Annotated in this window: 14 protein-coding genes, 1 tRNA gene, 1 pseudogene and 1 other annotated feature; of the genes and pseudogenes, 11 read left to right on the forward strand and 5 right to left on the reverse strand. The window is 68.1% G+C overall.

Annotated features, from left to right (window positions below):
• Positions 1-101: 101 nt before the first annotated feature.
• A complete protein-coding gene (locus ACK8HH_RS01350) occupies positions 102-599 on the forward strand; it encodes a MarR family winged helix-turn-helix transcriptional regulator (protein ID WP_231875775.1) in 498 nt (165 codons plus the stop codon).
• 27 nt (positions 600-626) lie between these two features.
• On the opposite strand, the gene ACK8HH_RS01355 is transcribed toward ACK8HH_RS01350, so the two are convergent.
• The 4 genes from ACK8HH_RS01355 to ACK8HH_RS01370 all read right to left on the reverse strand — a co-directional run bounded on the left by ACK8HH_RS01355 (position 627) and on the right by ACK8HH_RS01370 (position 6,396).
• A complete protein-coding gene (locus tag ACK8HH_RS01355) occupies positions 627-1,598 on the reverse strand; it encodes an NAD(P)H-quinone oxidoreductase (RefSeq protein WP_062367973.1) in 972 nt (323 codons plus the stop codon).
• 55 nt (positions 1,599-1,653) lie between these two features.
• The gene (locus ACK8HH_RS01360; RefSeq protein WP_412475478.1) at positions 1,654-2,820 is read right to left on the reverse strand and encodes a thiolase domain-containing protein; all 1,167 of its coding nucleotides are present in this window, start codon (positions 2,818-2,820) and stop codon (positions 1,654-1,656) included.
• The gene (locus ACK8HH_RS01365) at positions 2,817-4,367 is read right to left on the reverse strand and encodes a class I adenylate-forming enzyme family protein (RefSeq protein ID WP_412475479.1); all 1,551 of its coding nucleotides are present in this window, start codon (positions 4,365-4,367) and stop codon (positions 2,817-2,819) included. The genes ACK8HH_RS01360 and ACK8HH_RS01365 overlap by 4 nt, the downstream gene beginning before the upstream one ends.
• A 175-nt stretch (positions 4,368-4,542) precedes the next feature.
• Entirely contained in the window at positions 4,543-6,396 is a 1,854-nt protein-coding gene (locus ACK8HH_RS01370) for a sigma-54-dependent Fis family transcriptional regulator (protein WP_062367976.1), read from the reverse strand.
• Between the two features lie 206 nt (positions 6,397-6,602).
• Here ACK8HH_RS01370 and ACK8HH_RS01375 point away from each other — a divergent pair, with 206 nt between their 5' ends.
• The 9 genes from ACK8HH_RS01375 (at position 6,603) to ACK8HH_RS01415 (ending at position 17,435) form a co-directional block, all read left to right on the forward strand.
• Complete coding sequence (locus ACK8HH_RS01375) at positions 6,603-8,513, forward strand: hydantoinase/oxoprolinase family protein (RefSeq protein WP_045538157.1); 1,911 nt, start codon at positions 6,603-6,605, stop codon at positions 8,511-8,513.
• 45 nt (positions 8,514-8,558) lie between these two features.
• Positions 8,559-8,987 (forward strand): acetone carboxylase subunit gamma, encoded by a 429-nt coding sequence (locus tag ACK8HH_RS01380; RefSeq protein ID WP_006900985.1) that lies wholly within the window; start codon positions 8,559-8,561, stop codon positions 8,985-8,987.
• A 22-nt stretch (positions 8,988-9,009) separates the two neighbouring features.
• A complete protein-coding gene (locus ACK8HH_RS01385; RefSeq protein WP_045538156.1) occupies positions 9,010-11,139 on the forward strand; it encodes a hydantoinase/oxoprolinase family protein in 2,130 nt (709 codons plus the stop codon).
• A gap of 35 nt (positions 11,140-11,174) precedes the next feature.
• Positions 11,175-13,475, forward strand: coding sequence for a hydantoinase B/oxoprolinase family protein (locus ACK8HH_RS01390; protein ID WP_062367977.1), 2,301 nt, complete (start codon positions 11,175-11,177; stop codon positions 13,473-13,475).
• Positions 13,476-13,552: 77 nt separating this feature from the next.
• A complete protein-coding gene (locus ACK8HH_RS01395) occupies positions 13,553-14,350 on the forward strand; it encodes a hypothetical protein (protein ID WP_062367978.1) in 798 nt (265 codons plus the stop codon).
• Positions 14,351-14,360: 10 nt separating this feature from the next.
• Complete coding sequence (locus tag ACK8HH_RS01400; RefSeq protein WP_045538153.1) at positions 14,361-15,146, forward strand: CoA transferase subunit A; 786 nt, start codon at positions 14,361-14,363, stop codon at positions 15,144-15,146.
• Entirely contained in the window at positions 15,143-15,790 is a 648-nt protein-coding gene (locus ACK8HH_RS01405; RefSeq protein WP_045538152.1) for a 3-oxoacid CoA-transferase subunit B, read from the forward strand. The genes ACK8HH_RS01400 and ACK8HH_RS01405 overlap by 4 nt, the downstream gene beginning before the upstream one ends.
• Positions 15,791-15,936: 146 nt before the next feature.
• Positions 15,937-16,021: transfer RNA gene (locus ACK8HH_RS01410), tRNA-Ser, on the forward strand.
• 203 nt (positions 16,022-16,224) lie between these two features.
• Positions 16,225-17,435, forward strand: a protein-coding gene (locus ACK8HH_RS01415) for an IS3 family transposase (protein WP_412475480.1) whose coding sequence is annotated in 2 segments (ribosomal slippage) — positions 16,225-16,504 and positions 16,504-17,435 — 1,212 coding nt in all. Because the reading frame shifts where the segments join, the coding sequence is not laid out codon by codon here.
• Positions 16,494-16,627 (forward strand) — a sequence feature (AL1L pseudoknot). Its footprint overlaps the gene before it by 134 nt.
• A 27-nt stretch (positions 17,436-17,462) precedes the next feature.
• Here ACK8HH_RS01415 and ACK8HH_RS01420 read toward each other — a convergent pair.
• Positions 17,463-18,002, reverse strand: a pseudogene (locus ACK8HH_RS01420) (alpha/beta hydrolase); the annotation flags it as partial.
• A gap of 136 nt (positions 18,003-18,138) precedes the next feature.
• On the opposite strand from ACK8HH_RS01420, the gene ACK8HH_RS01425 reads away from it, so the two are divergent.
• Entirely contained in the window at positions 18,139-18,831 is a 693-nt protein-coding gene (locus tag ACK8HH_RS01425; RefSeq protein WP_045537928.1) for a hypothetical protein, read from the forward strand.
• Positions 18,832-18,855 lie beyond the last annotated feature (24 nt).

Genomic DNA, 18,855 nt, shown 5'->3' on the forward strand with positions numbered 1-18,855 from the left:
CGAGTTTGGCCACCGCGCACCCGCCGGTAGGGTCGTGATCGGCCGACCGTGACTCGTCGTGGCGGTCGATCGAGAATCTCATGAGGGTGGAGGACACGACCTTGGCGGAACCGGAAGGTGGCGATTTCGCTGAGCGCGGCGCTGATGGGCCTGCGTTGACGCCGGAGCAGCAGAAGCTGTGGCAGCAGTTCGTGAGCGGCGGCTGGATGATGTACCGCGCGTTCTTCCGCGAGATCGACCGTGCGGCGCCGCTGACGTCGGCGGACTGGCGACTGCTCGAGGTTCTCGCGTCCGCGCCGCAACTGCGCATCAGCGATCTCGCCGATGCCACCCAGATCGGTCTCAGCACGGTGTCGCGCCAGGTCAGCCGCTTTCTGGAGCGCGGCTACGTGGTGCGCGCGGAGTCGGTGGAGGACGATGCCCGTCAGAAGTGGGTGCAGATCACCGACGAGGGTATGGAAGCGCTCAAGCCGATCCTCGACACGCGTGACCGGGCGGTGCGCCGACTCGTCGTCGACCAACTGACTCCCGAGGAGTTCGAGCAGCTCTGCACGCTCTTCGGCAACCTCGGCGCGCGCATCGCCGAGACCGAGGACTGACGCCGAAGGGCGATGCCGCCGCGGCCGTCAGGCGATGGTCAGAAGCACTTTGCCGACGGCGTCGCCGGATTCGAGGCGCGCGTGCGCCGCATCGACCTCCGCGAGCGGGAAGGTGGAGTCGATCACCGGCCGGATGTCGCCCGACTCGATGAGCGGCCAGGTGCGTGCCACGGTCTCGGTGACCACCGCGGCCTTCGAATCCGGTCCGCCGCTGGCGGGGCGGGGACGCAGGGTGGTGCCGCTGACCGACGCGCGCTTGGCCATCAGTTGCCCGATGTTCAGTTCGGCCTTGGCGCCGCCCTGCATGCCGATGATGACCAGGCGGCCGTTGGTGGCCAGCGCCTTGATGTTCGAGGCCAGGTACCTCGCGCCGATGATGTCGAGGATGACGTCGGCGCCGCCGTGCTCCTTCATGACTGCGGCGAAGTCCTCGCTCGTGTAGTCGATGAGGATCTCCGCGCCGAACTCTTGGCACCGCTCGAGCTTCTCGCGGTTGCGGGCCGTGACCGCCACCCGGGCACCCATCGCGTGCGCGACCTGCGTCGCATGGGTGCCGATGCCGCTCGAACCCCCATGGATCAGCAGCAGCTCCCCGGTGGACAGGCCCGCGGTGTCGAAGACGTTGGACGACACGGTGCAGGCGACCTCGGGGAGCGCGGCGGCCGAGACGAGGTCGACCCCGCGCGGCACCTGCATCATCTGCTCTGCCGGCACCGCGACCTTCTCCGCATATCCGCCGCCGGCGAGGAGGGCGCACACCTCGTCGCCCACCTGCCAGCCCGAGACCCCTTCCCCGACCGCCGAGATCCTGCCGGACACCTCGAGGCCCATGATCTCTGACGCCCCGGGCGGTGGCGGATAGTTGCCCGCGCGCTGGAGGAGGTCAGAGCGATTCACTCCCGCCGCGACCACGTCGATGACCACCTCGCCGACGGCCGGCGACGGGTCGGGGACATCCTGCAGGGACAGATTCTCGGCTTCGACGACGATGGCTTTCACGGTGTCGATGGTTCCACAGCGGAGTGTGGGCCCGAGGGGCCTTCGATCTTCCCGGTCAGGAACCGTCCAGCACGGTGACGTGGTTGGCGACGGCCAGGCCGCCCATGTTGTGGACCAGCGCGTGGTGCGCGTCGGGCAGCTGCATGTCCCCGGCGCGACCGGCCAGCTGGAGTGCGCCGATCACGTGCTGGGACACGCCGGTGGCGCCGACCGGATGTCCCTTCGCCTTGAGTCCGCCGGAGACGTTGACCGGCAACCGGCCGTCGCGGGCGGTCCACCCCTCCTCGATCGCGCGGCGTCCCTGACCCGGTTCGGTCAGGCCGAGCATCTCGTAGACGATGAGCTCGGCGATGGTGAAACAGTCGTGCACCTCGGCGAGTGACATGTCGGTGAGGGACAGCTTCGCCATCTCCAGGGCGCGCTGGGTGGCCAGCCGGCCGGCGGCGAAGTCGGTGATGTCGCGGCGGTCGGCGTCGAGGTGGTCGTTGGCGTGGGCGAACCCCTCGACCCAGGCCAGTGCCGACGACGGGGTCCGTTGCAGGACGAGCGCGGCGGCGCCGTCGCTGACGAGCGAGCAGTCGGTGCGGCGCAGCTGCCCGGCCACCACCGGATTGCGCTCGGAGACGGTCGAACAGAACTCGACGCCGAGATCCTTGCGGACCTGTGCCCAGGGGTTGGCGCACCCGTTGGCATGATTCTTCGCCGCGATCCGGCCGAGCACGTCGCCGAGGTCGTCGATCTCATGGCGTCGGGCGTACTGATCTGCCACCTCGGCGAAGACGCCCACGAAGCCGCCGGGGAAATCGGTCCCGGCGCGCTGCGGGTCGGCGCCGAGCAGTGCACGCCCGACGGTGGCGTTGTCGACGTGCGTCATCTTCTCCACGCCGACCACGAGCACGGTGTCGGCCGTCCCGGACAGGATGGCCTTGACGCCCTGGTGGACGGCGGCCGTGCCCGAGGCGCAGGCGTTCTCGACCCGGGTCATGGGCTTGCCCCAGAGGCTGGGTGCGGCTCGCATCGGCAAGGAGGACGGGAAGGCGAAATCGGTGAGGCCGCTGTTGAACTGGGCGACGAAGACCTCGTCGACCTCGCCGGCGTCGACCTGCGCGTCGGACAAGGCCTCGGTGGTGACCGCAGACACCAGTGAGGACAGGTCGTCGTCGACTAGTTTGCCGAAGCGGGTGTGGCCCACCCCGGTGATGCCGATGCGTGTGCTGGTCATGCTCTCTCCTGTGCTGCGAGTTGGAAACGGCGGATCTTGCCCACCGAGGTGCGCGGCAACTCGTCGATGACGGTCCACCGGCGCGGCCGCGCCGCGGGTTGCAGGTTCTGTTCGGCCCACTGCCGCAACTGTTCCGGCGACGGCGGCACGTCCTTGTCGGCCGGCACGATCCAGGCGGCGGGAACGTGGTCCCGGATCGGGTCGTCGATCGCGAGGACCGCGGCCTCGAGGACGCCGGGCGCCTCGGCGAGTGCGGCCTCGATCTCGGTCAGCGAGACGTTCTCGCCAGACACCTTGACCACGTCGTCGATGCGTCCGACGAACGCCAATTGACCGTCGTCGCAACGCCGTACGAGGTCACCCGTGCTGAACCACACATGGTCGGCGTCGGGCGTCGGCACGTCGAGGTCGACGAAGGCGCGGGCGTCGGCGGTGGGATTGTCGAGGTAACCGGCGAACAGGTCGCGACCCCGCACCCCGGCCACGGTGAGGATGCCCGGCTCCCCGTCGGCGGCCGGTCGACCGGTGTTCGGATCGATCAGAGTGATTGCGCGACCGTTGATCTCTGGTCCTATCCGGTCATGGGTGGGACGATCGGGGTCGTTGGCGGTGACCACGGCGACGGTCTCGGTCATGCCGTAGATCTGCCGCGGGGCGGCACCGCACAGCCTCGCCATCTCCGACCAGTGGCCCAGGGCCAGGTTCTGGGCGAACCAGAGATGGTGCAGGCTCAGCCGTGGCGCGTCGTCGCGGCGTCGGGCGAGGATCATCCTGATCGGCGCGGCGAACAGGCTGGCATGGGTGGCCTGCAGTTCGTCGACCTCGTGCGGCCAGCGACTCGCGGTGAACCGTGCGGTGAGGGCCACCGACGCGCCGGTCGCGATCGCCGAGGCGAAGCAGTAGTACTGCGCGTTGGCGTGGAACAGCGGCAGGCCCACGTACCAGCGATGATGCGGGCGGAGTTGTGCCAGGTCGGCCATGGTCCGTCCGACGTGGGCGTAGTTCGCCTGGGTGAGCACCACGCCCTTGGGCTCGGAGGTGGTGCCGGAGGTGAACATGACCGCGAGCCGGTCGTCCGGTGCCGCGCTCGCAGGTTCCTGCCACAGGTCGGAACCGACCAGCGGCGAACCGTCCCGGAGGTCGGCGGCGGTCTCGGCGAGGGCGATCGCCTGCTCGGCGCCGCCGGCGGCGACCGTCTCCTCGAACTCCTCGGCGCAGATCGTCACCGCGGGACGGATGCGGTGCAGCTGACGGGCGACGTCGCGCGGGGTCGAACCGGGATCGACCGGGACGAACCAGGCGCCGAGCCGAGCGGCGGCCAGCCAGATCGCGATGAACGCCGGACAGTTGCGCAGCATCACGTGGACGGGAGCGTCGGCATCGACGCCACGCTCGGCCAGGGTGGCCGCGACCCGGCCCACGACGTCGTCGAAGCGGTCGTAGGTACAGGAGGAGACGGTGCCGTCGAGATCCCGGAACACCAGGAACTCGCGCGCACCGTGGTCGCGGACCGCTCGGTTCCACAGGGCAGCAAAGGTCTCGGCCATGGCTGTGACGGTAGCCGCCTGTCCCGGGGTCGCCGTGTCCCAAGTTGGGACAGCCTCGGGCCGTGGACAGCGCGGACCACTCCCGAGACGCCTGGACGACGGGTCCCGGAAGGGCCGTCGCCCAGGGTATTTCGGGATGACGTGGCTGTTTGGCGCGTCGCAGAGGGGAGGAGGGTCAGGCGGTGATCCCGTACGTGCGGAGCTTGCGGTAGAGGCTGGAACGGGCCATCCCGAGGTGGGCCGCCGCCGCCACCCGGTTGCCGTCGAACTCGCGCAGGGCGGCCACGATCGCGTCGCGTTCGGCCTGCTCGAGCGGGGTCAGGTTGTGCGAGACCGTGGTCTGGCAGTACCCGGGGAGGTCCTGCTCCTGGATCTCGCCCACCGGGCGCTGGCGCAGTGCATGCTGCAGGGCCTCGGTCAGCTGGGTGACGTTGCGCGGCCACGAGTATCGCGACACTACACGCATCGCCGCCGGGCTCAGGCGAACACGACGCTCGGGGGCGATCTGCCGGAGGACCGAGGCCACGATCTGGGGCAGGTCGTCGGTGCGCAACCGCAGGGGTGGGACGGTGATCGCGACCTCGAAGTGCGACAGCAGCATCTGGAACGGCAGGTCCGAGTCGAGCGAGGAGTCCGACAGCGTCGCCACGCACCACGTCGGCTCCTCGTGCTCGGCCAGCGCCCTGAGGATGTTCGAGATCTGTTCGGCGCCTTCGGTACTCGCCTGGTCGATGTTGCGGATGATGAACAGGGTCGGCCCGGCCTGGCCGGCGAGCATGGTGCCCAGATCCACGTCGGTGTCACCCTCGTCGACGATCTGGCAGGCGTCGATGCTGACGCTGCGGGCGTCGGGGAAGGCGTCGTGGAAGATCTCGGCGACCAGGGTGAACTTGCCCGAGCCGCTCTCGCCGATGACCACGGCGGGTTGGTTCTCGGTCAGCACCTGACGCACCTGTTCGCAGGCTCTGACCCAGGCCGGGGTCGAGCCCACCGCGACGCTCTGGTGCTGCTGACGCGTCAGGTCCCCGACCACGCGCGACGACGAATGTCCTGCGATGGCGATCTGCGGCAGCACGTGCTCGTCGAAGTTGCCGGGGAGGCCGAAGCGCGGGGCGGAGGCGATCTCGGCGATCACCACCAGTCCGGCCACCTCCGAGCCCACCAGGATGCGGGTTCCCCGCAGGGTCACCAGCCGGTCGTCGGGCAGGGCGATGGTGTCGCTGGCCTTGTCCCGCCGGCCCATCATGAAGATCGCGTGGTCGCGCAACAGTTGCTGCTCGGCACTGGAGAACAGTGCCTGAGCTGCGGCGTTGGCCATGAACACCGAGTCTCCGAAGGCGAGCACCGCCTGGCGTCCGGCCTTGGCGTCGATCTGGATGTAGGTGTCGAAGATCGCCTGTTGGGACTGGCTGCGGTCCAGGAGCAGGTTGCGCGCGATGTCCTTGGCGGCCGCCTTGACCAGGGTGTGCATCAGCGGGCTCCAGCCCGTGCTCAGCGTGGAGATGTCCAGGACGCCCTCGATGCGGCGGGTCACCGGGTCGATGATCGGGGCGCCGGTGCAGGCGAAGGTCTGCAGGTTCTCGGCGAAGTGTTCGGGTCCGACGACGCTGATGGGCTGGCCTGCCTCGAAGACGGTGCCGACCCCGTTGGTGCCCATCGAGTCCTCCGAGTAGCGGAAGCCGGGGGCGAAGTTCACCCGGTCCAGGAGGCGTCCGACCGCGCCCGAGGTGTCGATCCGCTGGATCACGCGGGCGCGGCTGTCGGTCAGCGCGATCACCATCGGGGTGTCGCCGACATCGGTGCCCAGCTGGCGCAGGACCGGGCGGGCGCAGCGCATCAGCAGGGAGCCGCTGTCGATCTCGTCGCTGAAGTCGGTGCACGGCTGGGAGTGGTCGACGCCGGCAGCCTGGCTGCGCTCCCACGAGGCGGCCACGATGTCGGGTACGCCCGCTGAGCCTGATCTGCCCGATTCGAGGAAATCCGCCCTGGCCGCGGCGGTTCGCAGCATTCGATTCGTGGCGTTGGGCACGCTCGTCTCCTCACTTCCTCGGAAGATGACTAAACCATCATCCCTGTGGTGCGGGACACAACCCCGAAAGTGTCCGAACTTGGGACAGGTCGAGGGTGTGAGACACGCATCACAATGGTCTGCGTCACTTCCCGAACCCGACGACGACGCCGGGTCCACACCAACCGAGTTCCATCGAGAACTCCCGGACCAAGGAGTGCGCCCCAGTGACCACACTCATCAACATCGACAACGGGGGAACCCTGACCGACATCTGTGTCTGGGACGGCCAGGGCTTCACCTTCACCAAGACCCTGACCACGCCACACGACCTGTCCGAGTGCCTGTTCAGCGGCATCGAGAAGGTGTCGGAATCCCTCTACGGGCAGGCCGACCTCGAGAAGATCCTGCACGCCACCGACCACATCCGGTACTCGACGACCCAGGGCACCAACGCCCTGGTCGAACGCCGCGGACCGATGATCGGCATCCTGACCACGCTGTCGAACCTCGACACGGTGATGCGCAAGTCCGACGCGGAGAACGACCTGTGGGACGGCCTGATCGCCGACCGCTACCTGACCGTCGACGTCGAGGACGAGAACCTCGAATTCGAGCTGGTCCAGTCGGTCAACCGGCTCACCACCCTGGGCGCGGCGCGCGTCGTCGTCACCGCGGCCAACCCCGAGGACGAGCGCCGCCTGCGCAACGTCCTGCTCCGCAAGTTCCCCCGCCAGCTGCTGGGGTCGATCCCGGTGATCTACAGCTGGGACCTCGCCGGCGACCGCGACGACGCCCGCCGCACCTGGTCGTGCGTCATCAACTCGTTCCTGCACCCGACCATGGAGCGTTTCCTCTACGGCGCCGAACGCCGGCTCAAGGACTTCAAGGTCGCCAACCCGCTGCTGGTCTACCGCAACGACGGCGCCTCCTCCCGCGTCGCCAAGTCCGTGGCACTCAAGACCTACTCGTCCGGTCCGCGCGGCGGCCTCGAGGGCACCGCTGCCCTGGCCCGGGTCTACGGACTCAACCGCGTCGTGATGATGGACATCGGCGGCACCACCACCGACGTCGGCGTGGTCGAGGGCGAGCAGGTCGCCACCCGCGAGCGCGGCTCGATCAAGGGCGTGCCGATCTCCTACCCGATGAGCGAGGTCCACTCCAAGGGCGTCGGCGGCTCGTCGGTGATCCAGGTGGTCGACGGCGAGATCCAGGTCGGCCCGCAGTCGGTCGGCGCGGCACCCGGTCCCGCCTGTTTCGGTTTCGGCGGCAAGCAGGCGACCATCACCGACGTCAACCTCCTGCTGGGCGTGCTCGACGCGGACACCTACCTGGACGGCACCTTCAAGCTCGACGCCGAGCGTTCCAAGGCGGTCATCACCGAGACCATCGCCGAGCCGCTCGGGGTCGGCCTCGAAGAAGCCCTCGTCCGGATGGAGCAGGCGTACTTCGAAGCCGTCGCCGGTTCCTTCTCCCACCTGGTCGACGCCGACACCACCCTCGCCGCCTTCGGCGGGGCCGGCCCGATGAGCGCCGCGGGCGCGGCGCGCGTCGCGGGCGTCAAGCGGGTGCTGATCCCGCGCACCGCCGCGGTGTTCTCCGCACTGGGCATCTCGTTCTCGAACGTGGGCAAGACCTACGAGGTCACGGTCCCCGTCGCCACCACCGAGGCAGCTGCGGCCACCCACGCCGAGCTGGTCGAGCGGGCCGAGCGCGACATGTTCCAGGAGGGGTACGCCCTCGCCGATTGCACGGTCTCCAGCGAACTGATCATCGAGGGGATCGACGGCAACATCGCCGAGCGGCGGCCCTACATCCCCGGCGACGCGGTCGACTACCCCGAGCAGCTCGCGACCCTGCGGTTCACCGTCACCGCCGAACTGTCCCAGCCGGAACTGACCGCCGACACCGAGGTCACCCCGACCCCGGCGCCGAGCATCGGGACCCGCCGGGTGCGCAGCGGCGCCGACCAGGTCGACGAGGTGCCGGTGCACGTGCTCGACGAGCTCTCGCCCGGCAACTCCGGCGAAGGGCCGGCCATCGTCGAGGGCCCGTTCTTCACCGCCCGCGTGCTGCCCGGCTGGCAGTTCCGCGTCACCTCCGCCGGAGACCTGCTCCTCACCGACGACACCCTCTGACATCCCCGCCCTGAAAGACACCGACATCTGAGAGGAGGACTCGAGATGCGAGTCCCCATGACCGAGTACCTCGTGATCGATCTGGACACCGAACGCTGGGTGTGCCGGGTCTGTGAACACGACATGGGCTCCGCCCACGACAACTACAAGCCGGGAACGCTTGTGTACGACCGTGATCCGCGTGAGATCCACCAGCCGATCATCGACCCGGAGCGCTACGAGTACACCTTCAGCCCCGACCCCACCTACTGCCGGATCCTGGAGTACTACTGCCCCGGATGCGGCACCCAGATCGAGGTCGAGTACCTGCCGCCGGGCCATCCGCCGACCGTCGACATGGTCATCGACGTCGCCGCGCTGCGCAAGCAGTGGGAGGAACGCGGCGTCGATCCCGAAGAGGTCTTCAACTACGGACCCGGCGAGGACGCCCAGAAGTACACCGCCGCACTGAAGGCCATCGGCCACATCCGCTGACCCACCACATAGGAGCTGCACCATGAAGCGCATATCCGTCGACATTGGCGGTACCTTCACCGATTGTTTCTTCGTCTGGGACGACATCTACGTCGACGCCAAGGCCCTGACGACCCACCACAACCTGGCACTCGGCTTCAACGAGGCCCTCGACCTGGCCTGCAAGCGGGCCGGCCTCGACCGCGACACCGTGCTCAGCGAGGTCGACTCCGTCCGCTACGCAACGACTCTCGGAACCAACGCACTGATCGAGCGCAAGGGACCGAAGGTGGCGGCCATCGTCACCCACGGCTTCGAGGACACCATCCCGCTGTCTCGAGGCCGCGGCTACGGCGAGGGCCTCGACCACACCATGCAGCAGAACCTGCCGGCCGCCGAGCGTCCCGACCCGATCGTGCCCCGTCAGCTGATCCGCTCGGTCAAGGAGCGCATCAACTCCGCCGGCAAGATCGTCGCGCCGCTCGACCCGGAGGACGTGCGCAAGACGGTGCGCGAGCTGGTCAACGAGGGTGCCGAGGCCATCGTCGTCTCGCTGGTCAACGCCACCGAGAATCCCGTGCACGAGTTGGCGATCCAGGAGATCATCCTCGACGAGTTCCCGCCCCACGAGCTCGGCGCCATCCCGGTTCTGCTGGGCCATCAGGTGTCCGGCCGCAAGGGCGAGTACGTGCGGTCCACGTCGACCATCATCGACGGCTTCCTGCACGAGATCATGTTCCACGCGCTGTCGCAGCTGTCGAACAACCTGCGCGACTCCGGGTACGACAAGCCGATGCTGGTCATCCACAACTCGGGCGGCATGGCGCAGATGAACTCCACCGACGCGCTGCAGACCATCCACTCCGGTCCGATCGCGGGTGTCGGTGCGGCCGAGCACCTTTCCGCCGAGACCGGGCTCGGCCACGTCATCTCCACCGACATGGGCGGCACCTCCTTCGACATCGGCCTGGTGCCGGAGGGCGGCGTCAAGCACTACGACTTCCTGCCGACCATCGATCGGTGGCTGGTCAGCGTGCCGATGGTCCACCTCGACACCCTCGGTGCCGGCGGCGGGTCGATCGCCAGCTACGACCGCATCCACAACTCGATCAGGATCGGGCCGGAGTCGGCGGGCTCGAACCCGGGGCCGGCGTGCTACGACCGGGGCGGCCTGCGGCCGACCGTCACCGACGCCGATCTGCTGCTCGGCTACCTCGACCCCGAGAACTACGCCAACGGGTACATCAAGCTCAACCCCAAGCGCTCGGTCCAGGCGATCGAGGACACCCTGTGCGATCCGCTGGACATGGACGTCATCGACATCGCCCGGGTGATCAAGGACAGCGTCGACGAGCAGATGGCGATCGGGATCGGGAAGGAGCTGCGCGTGCGCGGCTACCTCCCCGAGGACTTCACCATGCTCGCCTACGGCGGCAACGGCCCGCTGCACGCATGCGGCATCGCCCGCCACGCCGGCATCCGCCGGGTCCTGGCCCCGCCCTTCTCGTCGGTGTTCTCCGCCTGCGGCGCCGGCAACATGAAGCAGCTGCACTTCCACGAGCGTGGCGTCCACGTCACCTTCTACAACGCCACCACCCGCACGCTGTACGACAAGTACGACGAGTTCAACGCCGTGGTCGAGGAGCTGGAGGCCCGCGGCCGAGAAGACCTGGTGCGCCAGGGATTCGACGGCGATGAGGTGAAGTACCGCCTCGAGGTGGACATGCGTTACGGCAATCAGCTGCTCACCCAGGCGGTGGCGCTCGACGGCATCAGCCGCATCAACGGCGTCGGTGACGTGCTGGAGATCATCAAGACCTTCGGCGACGTCTACAGCCACCGCTTCGGCGCGTCCTCGGCGGCGCCGGAGGCCGGAATCCGGTGCAACACCATCCGGGTGGCGTCCTACGTCGACGGCGACGTGGTCAACTTCGACTCCCTCTACGCCGGCGGCGACCGCACCGAGCCGACCCCGGTGGCCCGGCGCAACGTCCACTTCATCGGACACGACAAGGCGCTCGACACCCCGGTCTACGACCAGGGCGCACTCACCCACGAGCACGTCATCCACGGCCCGGCGATCGTCACCACCGAGAACACCACGTTCCTCGTCGAACCGGAGTGGCGCCTCGAGCCCACCCGCCAGGGTGCCGTCTGGTTCCTGCAGGACTGAGCCACAAACCATTCCAAGCGAGAGAAGAGTTCATCATGACCGCAGTTCACGACCATGACAGCCGCGTCCTGACCCCGCAGGAGCAGGAGTGGGTCGACAAGTTCATGGACGAGACCACGCTGTTCCTCGGGCCCGACCCGGAGATCATGCGCAGCCATGCGATCGCGCCCCGTACCGACCACGAAGAGGTGGCCATCGCCGTCGGCGTCGACCGCCTCGAGGTCGAGCGCATCCGCAAGCGCATCGCCGGCGCCCTCGACGAGGGTTACGAGATGTGCGAGGCCCAGGGCGCCGCACCCGGCGCGAAGTGGGGCGACCTCACCACCGCGATCTACACCGCGAGCGGCGACGTCTCCTACCTGTCGTGCCACGGCGTGATCGCGTTCAGCGCGATCCTGCACCACCCGATTCGGTACATCATGAAGTACTGGAAGGACGAGCCCACGGTGGGCGTCCACGAGGGTGACGGCTTCATCCACAACGACGCGCGTTTCGGGAACGTGCACAACACCGATCAGTCGATGATCATGCCGATCATCCGCGACGGCGAGATCATCGCCTGGGTGGCCGCCACCATCCACGAGGGTGAGAACGGCGCCTGCGAGCCCGGCGGCATGCCGTCCGGTTCGGAGACCCCGTTCGACGACGGCCTGCGGATGAGCCCGTTCAAGATCGTCGAGCGCGGCGAGCTGCGCCGGGACCTGCTGACCTTCCTGCAGCACTCGGTGCGCGACCCCAAGCTGCAGCTGGCCGATCTGAAGGTCAAGATCACCGCGGTCCGCAAGATCATGGAGCGCATCGACAAGGTGATCGACGAGGTCGGTGTCGACACCTTCGTCGCGGCCCTGCGCGTCACGGTCGAGGACGTCGACGCCGAGGTGCGCCGGCGGATCAGCGAATTGCCCGACGGCACCTACCGCTTCGACCAGTTCATGGACTCGACGCTGAAGGAGAACATCCTCATCAAGTTCGCCTGCAAGATCACGATCAAGGGCGACAAGATGATCGTGGACCTGCGCGGGACCGGGCCGGAGATCCTCAACCGGGCCATCAACTCGCCGCTGTGTTCGGTGAAATCGATGTTCATGCAGGCGATCCTGGCGTTCTGGTGGCCGGACCTGCCGCGCTGCACCTCGGCGATGAGCTGCATCGAGATCATCTCCGACGAGGGGACCTGGGCCGACGCGTCGTACGACGCCCCGATGGGCCAGTCGCTGCAGGCGTCGTTCCGCGGGTTCTCGGCCTTCCAGGCGCTCTACAGCCGGATGAGCTTCTCGACGCCGAACAAGTACTCCAACGTGGTGGCCAACTGGTTCAACCAGATCAACACCTTCCTGTGGGGCGGCATCACCCAGCACGGCGACATGGTGGGCAACCTGTGTGCCGACCTGAACGGCATGCCCGGTGGCGCAAAGCCTTTCCGCGACGGTGAGGACGCGGTCTCGCCACTGTTCTGCGCGATGGCCGACACCGCCGAGCAGGAGGTCATGGAGGAAGAGGTCCCGTTCATGCAGCTGGTCTCCAAGCGACTGGTGCGTGACAACATGGGCTTCGGCAAGTTCACCGGCGGCATGGGCTACGAGATGATCGTCGCCGCCGAGGGCACCCCGCAGTGGGGCTTCATGACGGTCACCTCCGGCGCCAAGTTCTCCTCGATCTACGGCATGTACGGCGGATACGGTTGCGGCACATACCCGCTGTGCATGGTCAAGGGCACGAACGTCTACGAGCACATCCGCAAGGACCCGAAGAAGTTCGACCTGTCGATCGAGAAGGTCATGAACGAGCAGCCCTTCGAGGACGGTCGCTACTCGACCTACCACATGGGCCTGCAGTTCGACCTGGCCAAGGACGGCGAGCTGTACATGATCAGCCAGGGCGCCGGCGGCGGCTACGGCGATCCGCTGGAGCGTCTGCCCGAATCGGTGGTCCACGACGCCGAACTGGGCCGCATCACCCAGAAGGTGGCCGAGGACATCTTCGGCGTGGTCTACGACCCGGTGAACTTCCGCCTGGACGTCGAGGCGACGAACGCCAAGCGCGATGCCGCCCGCAAGGCGCGCCTGGAGCGCGGCAAGCCCTTCGACGAGTTCTGCAAGGAGTTCGTCCAGGACGAGCCGCCGGCCGACGTCCACTACTACGGCTCGTGGGGAGACGTCGAGGAGCTGACCGCCACGGTCTTCACCATCGACGGCCCCGAGCGCGTGGTCGCCCCGCTGGCCGAGCTGCCGCCGATCGTGATCCCGGACCGCCGTGAGGTCAAGATCGGACAGTTGGAGGCCCGGATCGCCGAGCTCGAGTCGAAGTACGGCGAGAACGTCCGACGACTGGCCTGATCCGGTCGGCCGGGTGCACCCGTGACCCCGCGCGGGTGCACCCGGCCTTCCGGTCGACACCGATTCTGGAGAAACCAATGTCATCGCTGAAGTCTCTGATCGCCTTGCCGGCCAGTGGGCGCACTCGTCCGGTCCTGATCGATCACACCGATTACGCCACCGCGGTCATCCGCCAGGGGCAGCCGATCCCGTGGGCCGACCTGGCCGCACTCACCGGGCACCAGGGCCAGGTCCATGCCCTACTCGATCCCGACGCCACCTGGCTCGACGTCGGCGCGGTCCAGGGCGCGCACCTGGCGGCCGATCCGGAACTGGTCGCCGCGATGGGCGCGCGCTCCCGCACGGGGTATGCGCTCCGTACCCTGCTGGCCGACGAGGACGGCGTCGCGGGTGTGCAACGCACCGCCAAGACGCTGGCCGACGCGGCCCGTCGTCCGCTGGTCCTCTCGCTCCCGTCGCCGGCGCGCTGGCTCGGTCGTGCGCACGGTGTCGCCGGTACCGGGCTGGACGAGATCGACCCGGATCGCGCCGACACGGCGTCGACCTACATCGCCGAATGGCTCGGCAAACTCTCGGAACTCCCGGTGGCACTGGTGATTCTCGACGCCCGGGCTCGCGTCGGCGATCCCATCGCCCAGCCCGAGTCGGTGTCGGACTACAGCGCGATCACCAACATCGCCTCGCACCTGGACTGGGTGGTCGCCCTGCGCACCGACGACCAGGTCGAGACGAGCGACGGCACCACGATCTCACTTCTGCCGGAGGGGTTCTGGTCCGACGACGACGAGATCCCCGCCGGTGACGCGCTGCTCACCGGCATCCCGGCCTCCGCACAGCCCGAGCGGGTGCTCGAGAAGCTGGCCCGACTCGCCTGAAGGGGGACACATGGACAAGACCGCACCCTCCGCCGACGCCGCGGTGTCGGCGGTATCGGACTCGATGATGGTGGCCTCCGGTGGCTTCGGTATCTGCGGCATCCCCGCGGTGTTGCTGGAGGCGTTGTCACGCACCGGCGTTCGCGACCTCACCGTGGTCTCGAACAACTGCGGGATCCCGGGCATCGGCAACTCGCTGCTGCTGGAGAACCGGCAGATCCGCAGGCTGATCGCCTCGTACGTGGGGGAGAACAAGGAGCTCGAACGCCAGTACCTCACCGGCGAGGTCGAGATCGAGCTGACGCCGCAGGGAACCCTTGCCGAACGGCTGCGTGCCGGCGGGGCGGGCATCGCCGCCTTCTACACCCAGACCGGCGTCGGGACCCAGGTGGCCGACGGCGGCCTGCCGCTGCGGCACGACGCCGACGGCGCGGTGGCGGTGGCGTCGGCCCCGAAACCACAGGCGGAGTTCGTCTGGGACGGAGCGCCGCGGACGTTCGTGCTCGAGGAGGCGCTGCGCCCGGACGTCGCGCTCGTGCGGGCCTGGAAGGGTGATCGCCACGGAAACCTGGTGTTCCGCAAGGCGTCGCGCAACTTCAACCCACTCTGTGCGATGGCGGCGAAGTACACCGTCGCCGAGGTCGAGAACATCCTCGATCCCGGTGATCTCGACCCGGACGAGATCCATCTCCCGGGCATCTACGTCGACGCCGTGCTGCCGTTGACCGTGGCCCAGGCGGCCGACAAGGGCATCGAGCGTCGCACGGTCCGCGAGCTGGAGGAGGTCTCCGCATGAGCTGGACCCGCGATCAGATGGCCGCGCGCGCCGCGGCCGAACTCTCCGACGGCGACTACGTGAACCTCGGCATCGGCCTGCCGACCCTGGTCCCGGGGCATGTGGCGCCCGGGGTGGAGATCGTCATGCAGTCCGAGAACGGCATCCTCGGCCTCGGCCCGTACCCGTTCGCCGGCGACGAGGACCCGGACCTGATCAACGCCGGCAAGGAGACGGTGACGGTGATCCCGGGCGCCAGCTTCTTCGACTCGGCGACGAGCTTCGGGATGATCCGCTCTGGCAAGGTCGACGTCGCGATCCTGGGCGGCATGCAGGTCAGCGAGCGCGGCGACCTGAGCAACTGGGTGGTGCCGGGCAAGCTGGTCAAGGGCATGGGCGGGGCCATGGACCTGGTCCACGGCGCGCGCCGGGTGATCGTCGTCATGGAGCACTGCGCCAAGGACGGCTCGCCCAAGATCCTCGTCGAGAACTCCCTGCCGCTCACCGGCGCCGGCGTCGTGGATCGCATCATCACCGACCTGGCGGTGATCGACGTGACCGACGACGGCCTGGAGCTGGTGGAACTGGCGCCCGGGGTCACCGCCGACGAAGCGGTGGCCGCCACCGGCGCGCCCGTGCGCGTCGCGGTCCCGGAGGCGGTGTAGGCCAGACGGTCCGGCCGGTCGGGCGGACACCCTGCCGGCCGGACCGCAGTCGTTCCCGCGTTCGATCCGCTCGCGCGGCGGGCCTGTGGGAAGGGAGCGGGGTGGTGCTCGACAGGGCCGGACTCTGACGTACCCTTGCTGGTCAGGGAAGCGTGGCAGAGCGGCCGAATGCACTCGCCTTGAAAGCGAGCGTGGGTAAAACCACCGGGGGTTCAAATCCCTCCGCTTCCGCACATATCCCCTGATCTGCACCGCAGGTCAGGGGGTATTTTTGTCGGTCTGTGACCATGCGTTCCACGGGGGTTAAAGGCCAGAATGTGTGTACGGTTCGGGCGTGGCGTCGGGTGGTTTACCGGTTTCGGCCTCCCCATCCGTGTTGGATGCCGTGAAGCGCCCTGGGTTCCGTTCCGAGTCTCAGCAAGGAGAATCGGAGTATGCCCAAGAAGTTCAGTCCAGAGCTGCGTGAGCGTGCCGTGCGCATGGTCTATGACCGCCAAGCCCGCGAGGGCGGCCCTCGCGCAGCATCGATCCGTGCCGTCGCGCCGCAGCTCGGTGTCGGCACAGAGACGCTGCGGATCTGGTGCAATCGCTACGGCGCCACCGAGCCGGTCGGACCGGGAGAGCCGCTCGAGGAGGAGAATCGCCGTCTCCGGCGGGAGCTCGCCGAGGCGCGACGTGCGAACGAGATCCTGAAGGCCGCCTCAGCGTTTTTCGCAGCGGAACTCGACCGCCCCACGACGAAATGATCGCGTTCGTCGACATGCATCGCGAGAAGTTCGGGGTCGAGGCCATCTGCCGCATCCTCAGTGCGACAGAATGTGGGTTCATCACCTCCCGCGGATACCGCGCTGCCAAGAACAGGCCGGCCTCCGCTCGCAGCGTTCGGGACGAGATGCTGGCGGAGGAGGTGCAGCGGATTCATCAGGCGAACTACAGCGTCTATGGGGTCCGGAAGATGTGGCACGCAATGCGCCACGCAGGATGGAACGTCGGTCGCGACCAGGTCGCGAGGCTGATGAAGATCGCCGGCCTGCAGGGCGTTCGCCGAGGTCGAAAGCCCGTCACCACCTGCTCCGCAGACGGAGATGACCAGCGCCCGGACCTCGTTGAACGGCGGTTCGTCGCGGATCGACCGCAGCAGCTTTGGGTCGCCGACATCACCTACGTCCGGATGCTCTCCGGGTTCTGCTACGTCGCATTCGTTACCGATGTCTTCAGTCGCAGAATTGTCGGCTGGGCGGTCGCGCCCACGCTCCACACGGAGTCTCTGCCATTGCTCGCACTGGAGCATGCACTGCAGTCCACCGGGGTGAGCAGGAACGAAAGCGGATTGATCCACCATTCCGACAGGGGTAGTCAATACGTTTCGCTCGCCTATTCGGACGCTCTGCTCGCCGCGGGAGTTACGGCTTCAGTAGGTACCGTCGGCGATAGCTACGATAACGCGCTGGCCGAGACAGTGAACGGCCTATACAAGGCGGAGTTGATCTACTCCAAGCGGATCTGGGAGTCAGTCAGCGAGGTTGAGCTCTGGGTCCACTGGTGGAACACCTCCCGGCTCCACGAAGCTCTCGGCTACCGCACCCCGGCGAACGTCGAAGCGACCTACACTCACACCACGACGACCGCGCCCGCGACCGTGTAACCACGGAACGAAACCCAGGGCGCTTCACCCGTAACTAGGCACCATGATCGGCGTGCGTCCGAGGCGGGCGCCGATCAGGTCGCGCACCGCGAGTGCGGTGACCTTGGCGGATGTGACCGGCGGAATCGCCATCGACGACGCCAGTCCGTCGGTGAAGGGGCACTGCGCGATGACTGCGGCGATGCGGTGATCACGCGCGGCGGTATGGATCACGTGGCCGCCGCCGAAGGACGTGCCCCAGATCACCACCCGCTCGGGATCGACGTCGTCCAGAGTCCGCGCGTACGCGATCGCCGCGCGCCAGTCGTCGAGCTGGCTGCCGATGTCGAGCAGTTGGCGTGGCACACCGCTACTGGCGCCGAAGTGCCGGTAGTCGAAGACCAGGCATCGGTATCCGGCGGCGGCGAAGCGGTCCGCGAAGGCGTCGAGCCGCATCTCCTTCACGCCGGCGAGACCGTGCGCCATGACGATGATCGGCCTGGGCGTGCCGGCCGCGTCGGCGGGCTCGTACAGCCAGCCGGCGCAGGTCCCGCCGGTCGAAGGAAAGGTCGCATCATTTCGAGGCATGCTCCGACGATATAGAATGAGATCCAAATATGGAAGTGATTCCAACTGTGGATTGTCTTCGCCGGCGGTCCGAGCGGTGTTGCTCCGCCCGGACCGGCGATTCGACTATCGGGGCGTGACGCCGTAGCGTTTTCGGGTGCACTCCGACGACGACACGAGAGTCCCCGCATGGCGGGTGGCCGGCGAAATCCCCGTTCCGTTCTCCGACGCCCTCGCCGCGTGGGCCGTCGCGGCCCGGGAGGCCTTGATCGAGACCGCGCGCGTGTACGGCTCCCTCATCACCCAGGCTGAGCTGGGATTCCAGGTTCAGAGCCAGACCGGCATCAAGGCCGGCGCTCCGGTGCGCAAGTGGATCGCCGATCTCCTCGGCGCCGTCACCGAGGGGCAGGACGACGGCGAACCGCTCCTGGCGTCACTGTGTGTGCTGCTCGACCAGACAGCCGGTGATGCTTACGCGCATGCGCTCGGTGTCGCGGGCCGGTCCGTCCCCGCCGATCTCGACTCGGATGCGGCGCATGTGCGGTTCCGCTGCTACGAGTTCTTCGGCGCGACGATCCCGGCGGGTGCCCGCCCGACGCTGGCTCCCCGGGTAGCGGAGAAGCGCGCCGCTCGCGGTCCGGCACGACCGCCCAAGGCAGCCAAGTCGCCGGCGAAGGCGGCCAAGTCCGCTGCGCCGGGAACGAAGCCCGCGGCCGCGGCCGAACCGAAGCCGAAGAAGGCCAAGGCCAAACCCAAAGCCGACCCGAAGCCGGAAGAGCCCAAGCCCAAGCTGTGCCCGAACTGCTTCACCGTGCTCTCGACATCGGGTGAATGCGGCTTCTGCTACTGAACGCCGCGCTCGCGGGCTCTATGG

Origin of the sequence: Gordonia sp. LUNF6 (assembly GCF_047041125.1) — a bacterium.
GTDB classification, from domain to species: Bacteria; Actinomycetota; Actinomycetes; order Mycobacteriales; family Mycobacteriaceae; genus Gordonia; species Gordonia sihwensis.

Coding starts and splice junctions, on each gene's coding strand:
- ACK8HH_RS01395 (WP_062367978.1), top strand. CDS start 13,553: ATGTCATCGCTGAAGTCTCTGATCGCCTTGCCGGCCAGTGGGCGCACT.
- ACK8HH_RS01365 (WP_412475479.1), bottom strand. CDS start 4,367: ATGGCCGAGACCTTTGCTGCCCTGTGGAACCGAGCGGTCCGCGACCAC.
- ACK8HH_RS01400 (WP_045538153.1), top strand. CDS start 14,361: ATGGACAAGACCGCACCCTCCGCCGACGCCGCGGTGTCGGCGGTATCG.
- ACK8HH_RS01385 (WP_045538156.1), top strand. CDS start 9,010: ATGAAGCGCATATCCGTCGACATTGGCGGTACCTTCACCGATTGTTTC.
- ACK8HH_RS01405 (WP_045538152.1), top strand. CDS start 15,143: ATGAGCTGGACCCGCGATCAGATGGCCGCGCGCGCCGCGGCCGAACTC.
- ACK8HH_RS01390 (WP_062367977.1), top strand. CDS start 11,175: ATGACCGCAGTTCACGACCATGACAGCCGCGTCCTGACCCCGCAGGAG.
- ACK8HH_RS01360 (WP_412475478.1), bottom strand. CDS start 2,820: ATGACCAGCACACGCATCGGCATCACCGGGGTGGGCCACACCCGCTTC.
- ACK8HH_RS01380 (WP_006900985.1), top strand. CDS start 8,559: ATGCGAGTCCCCATGACCGAGTACCTCGTGATCGATCTGGACACCGAA.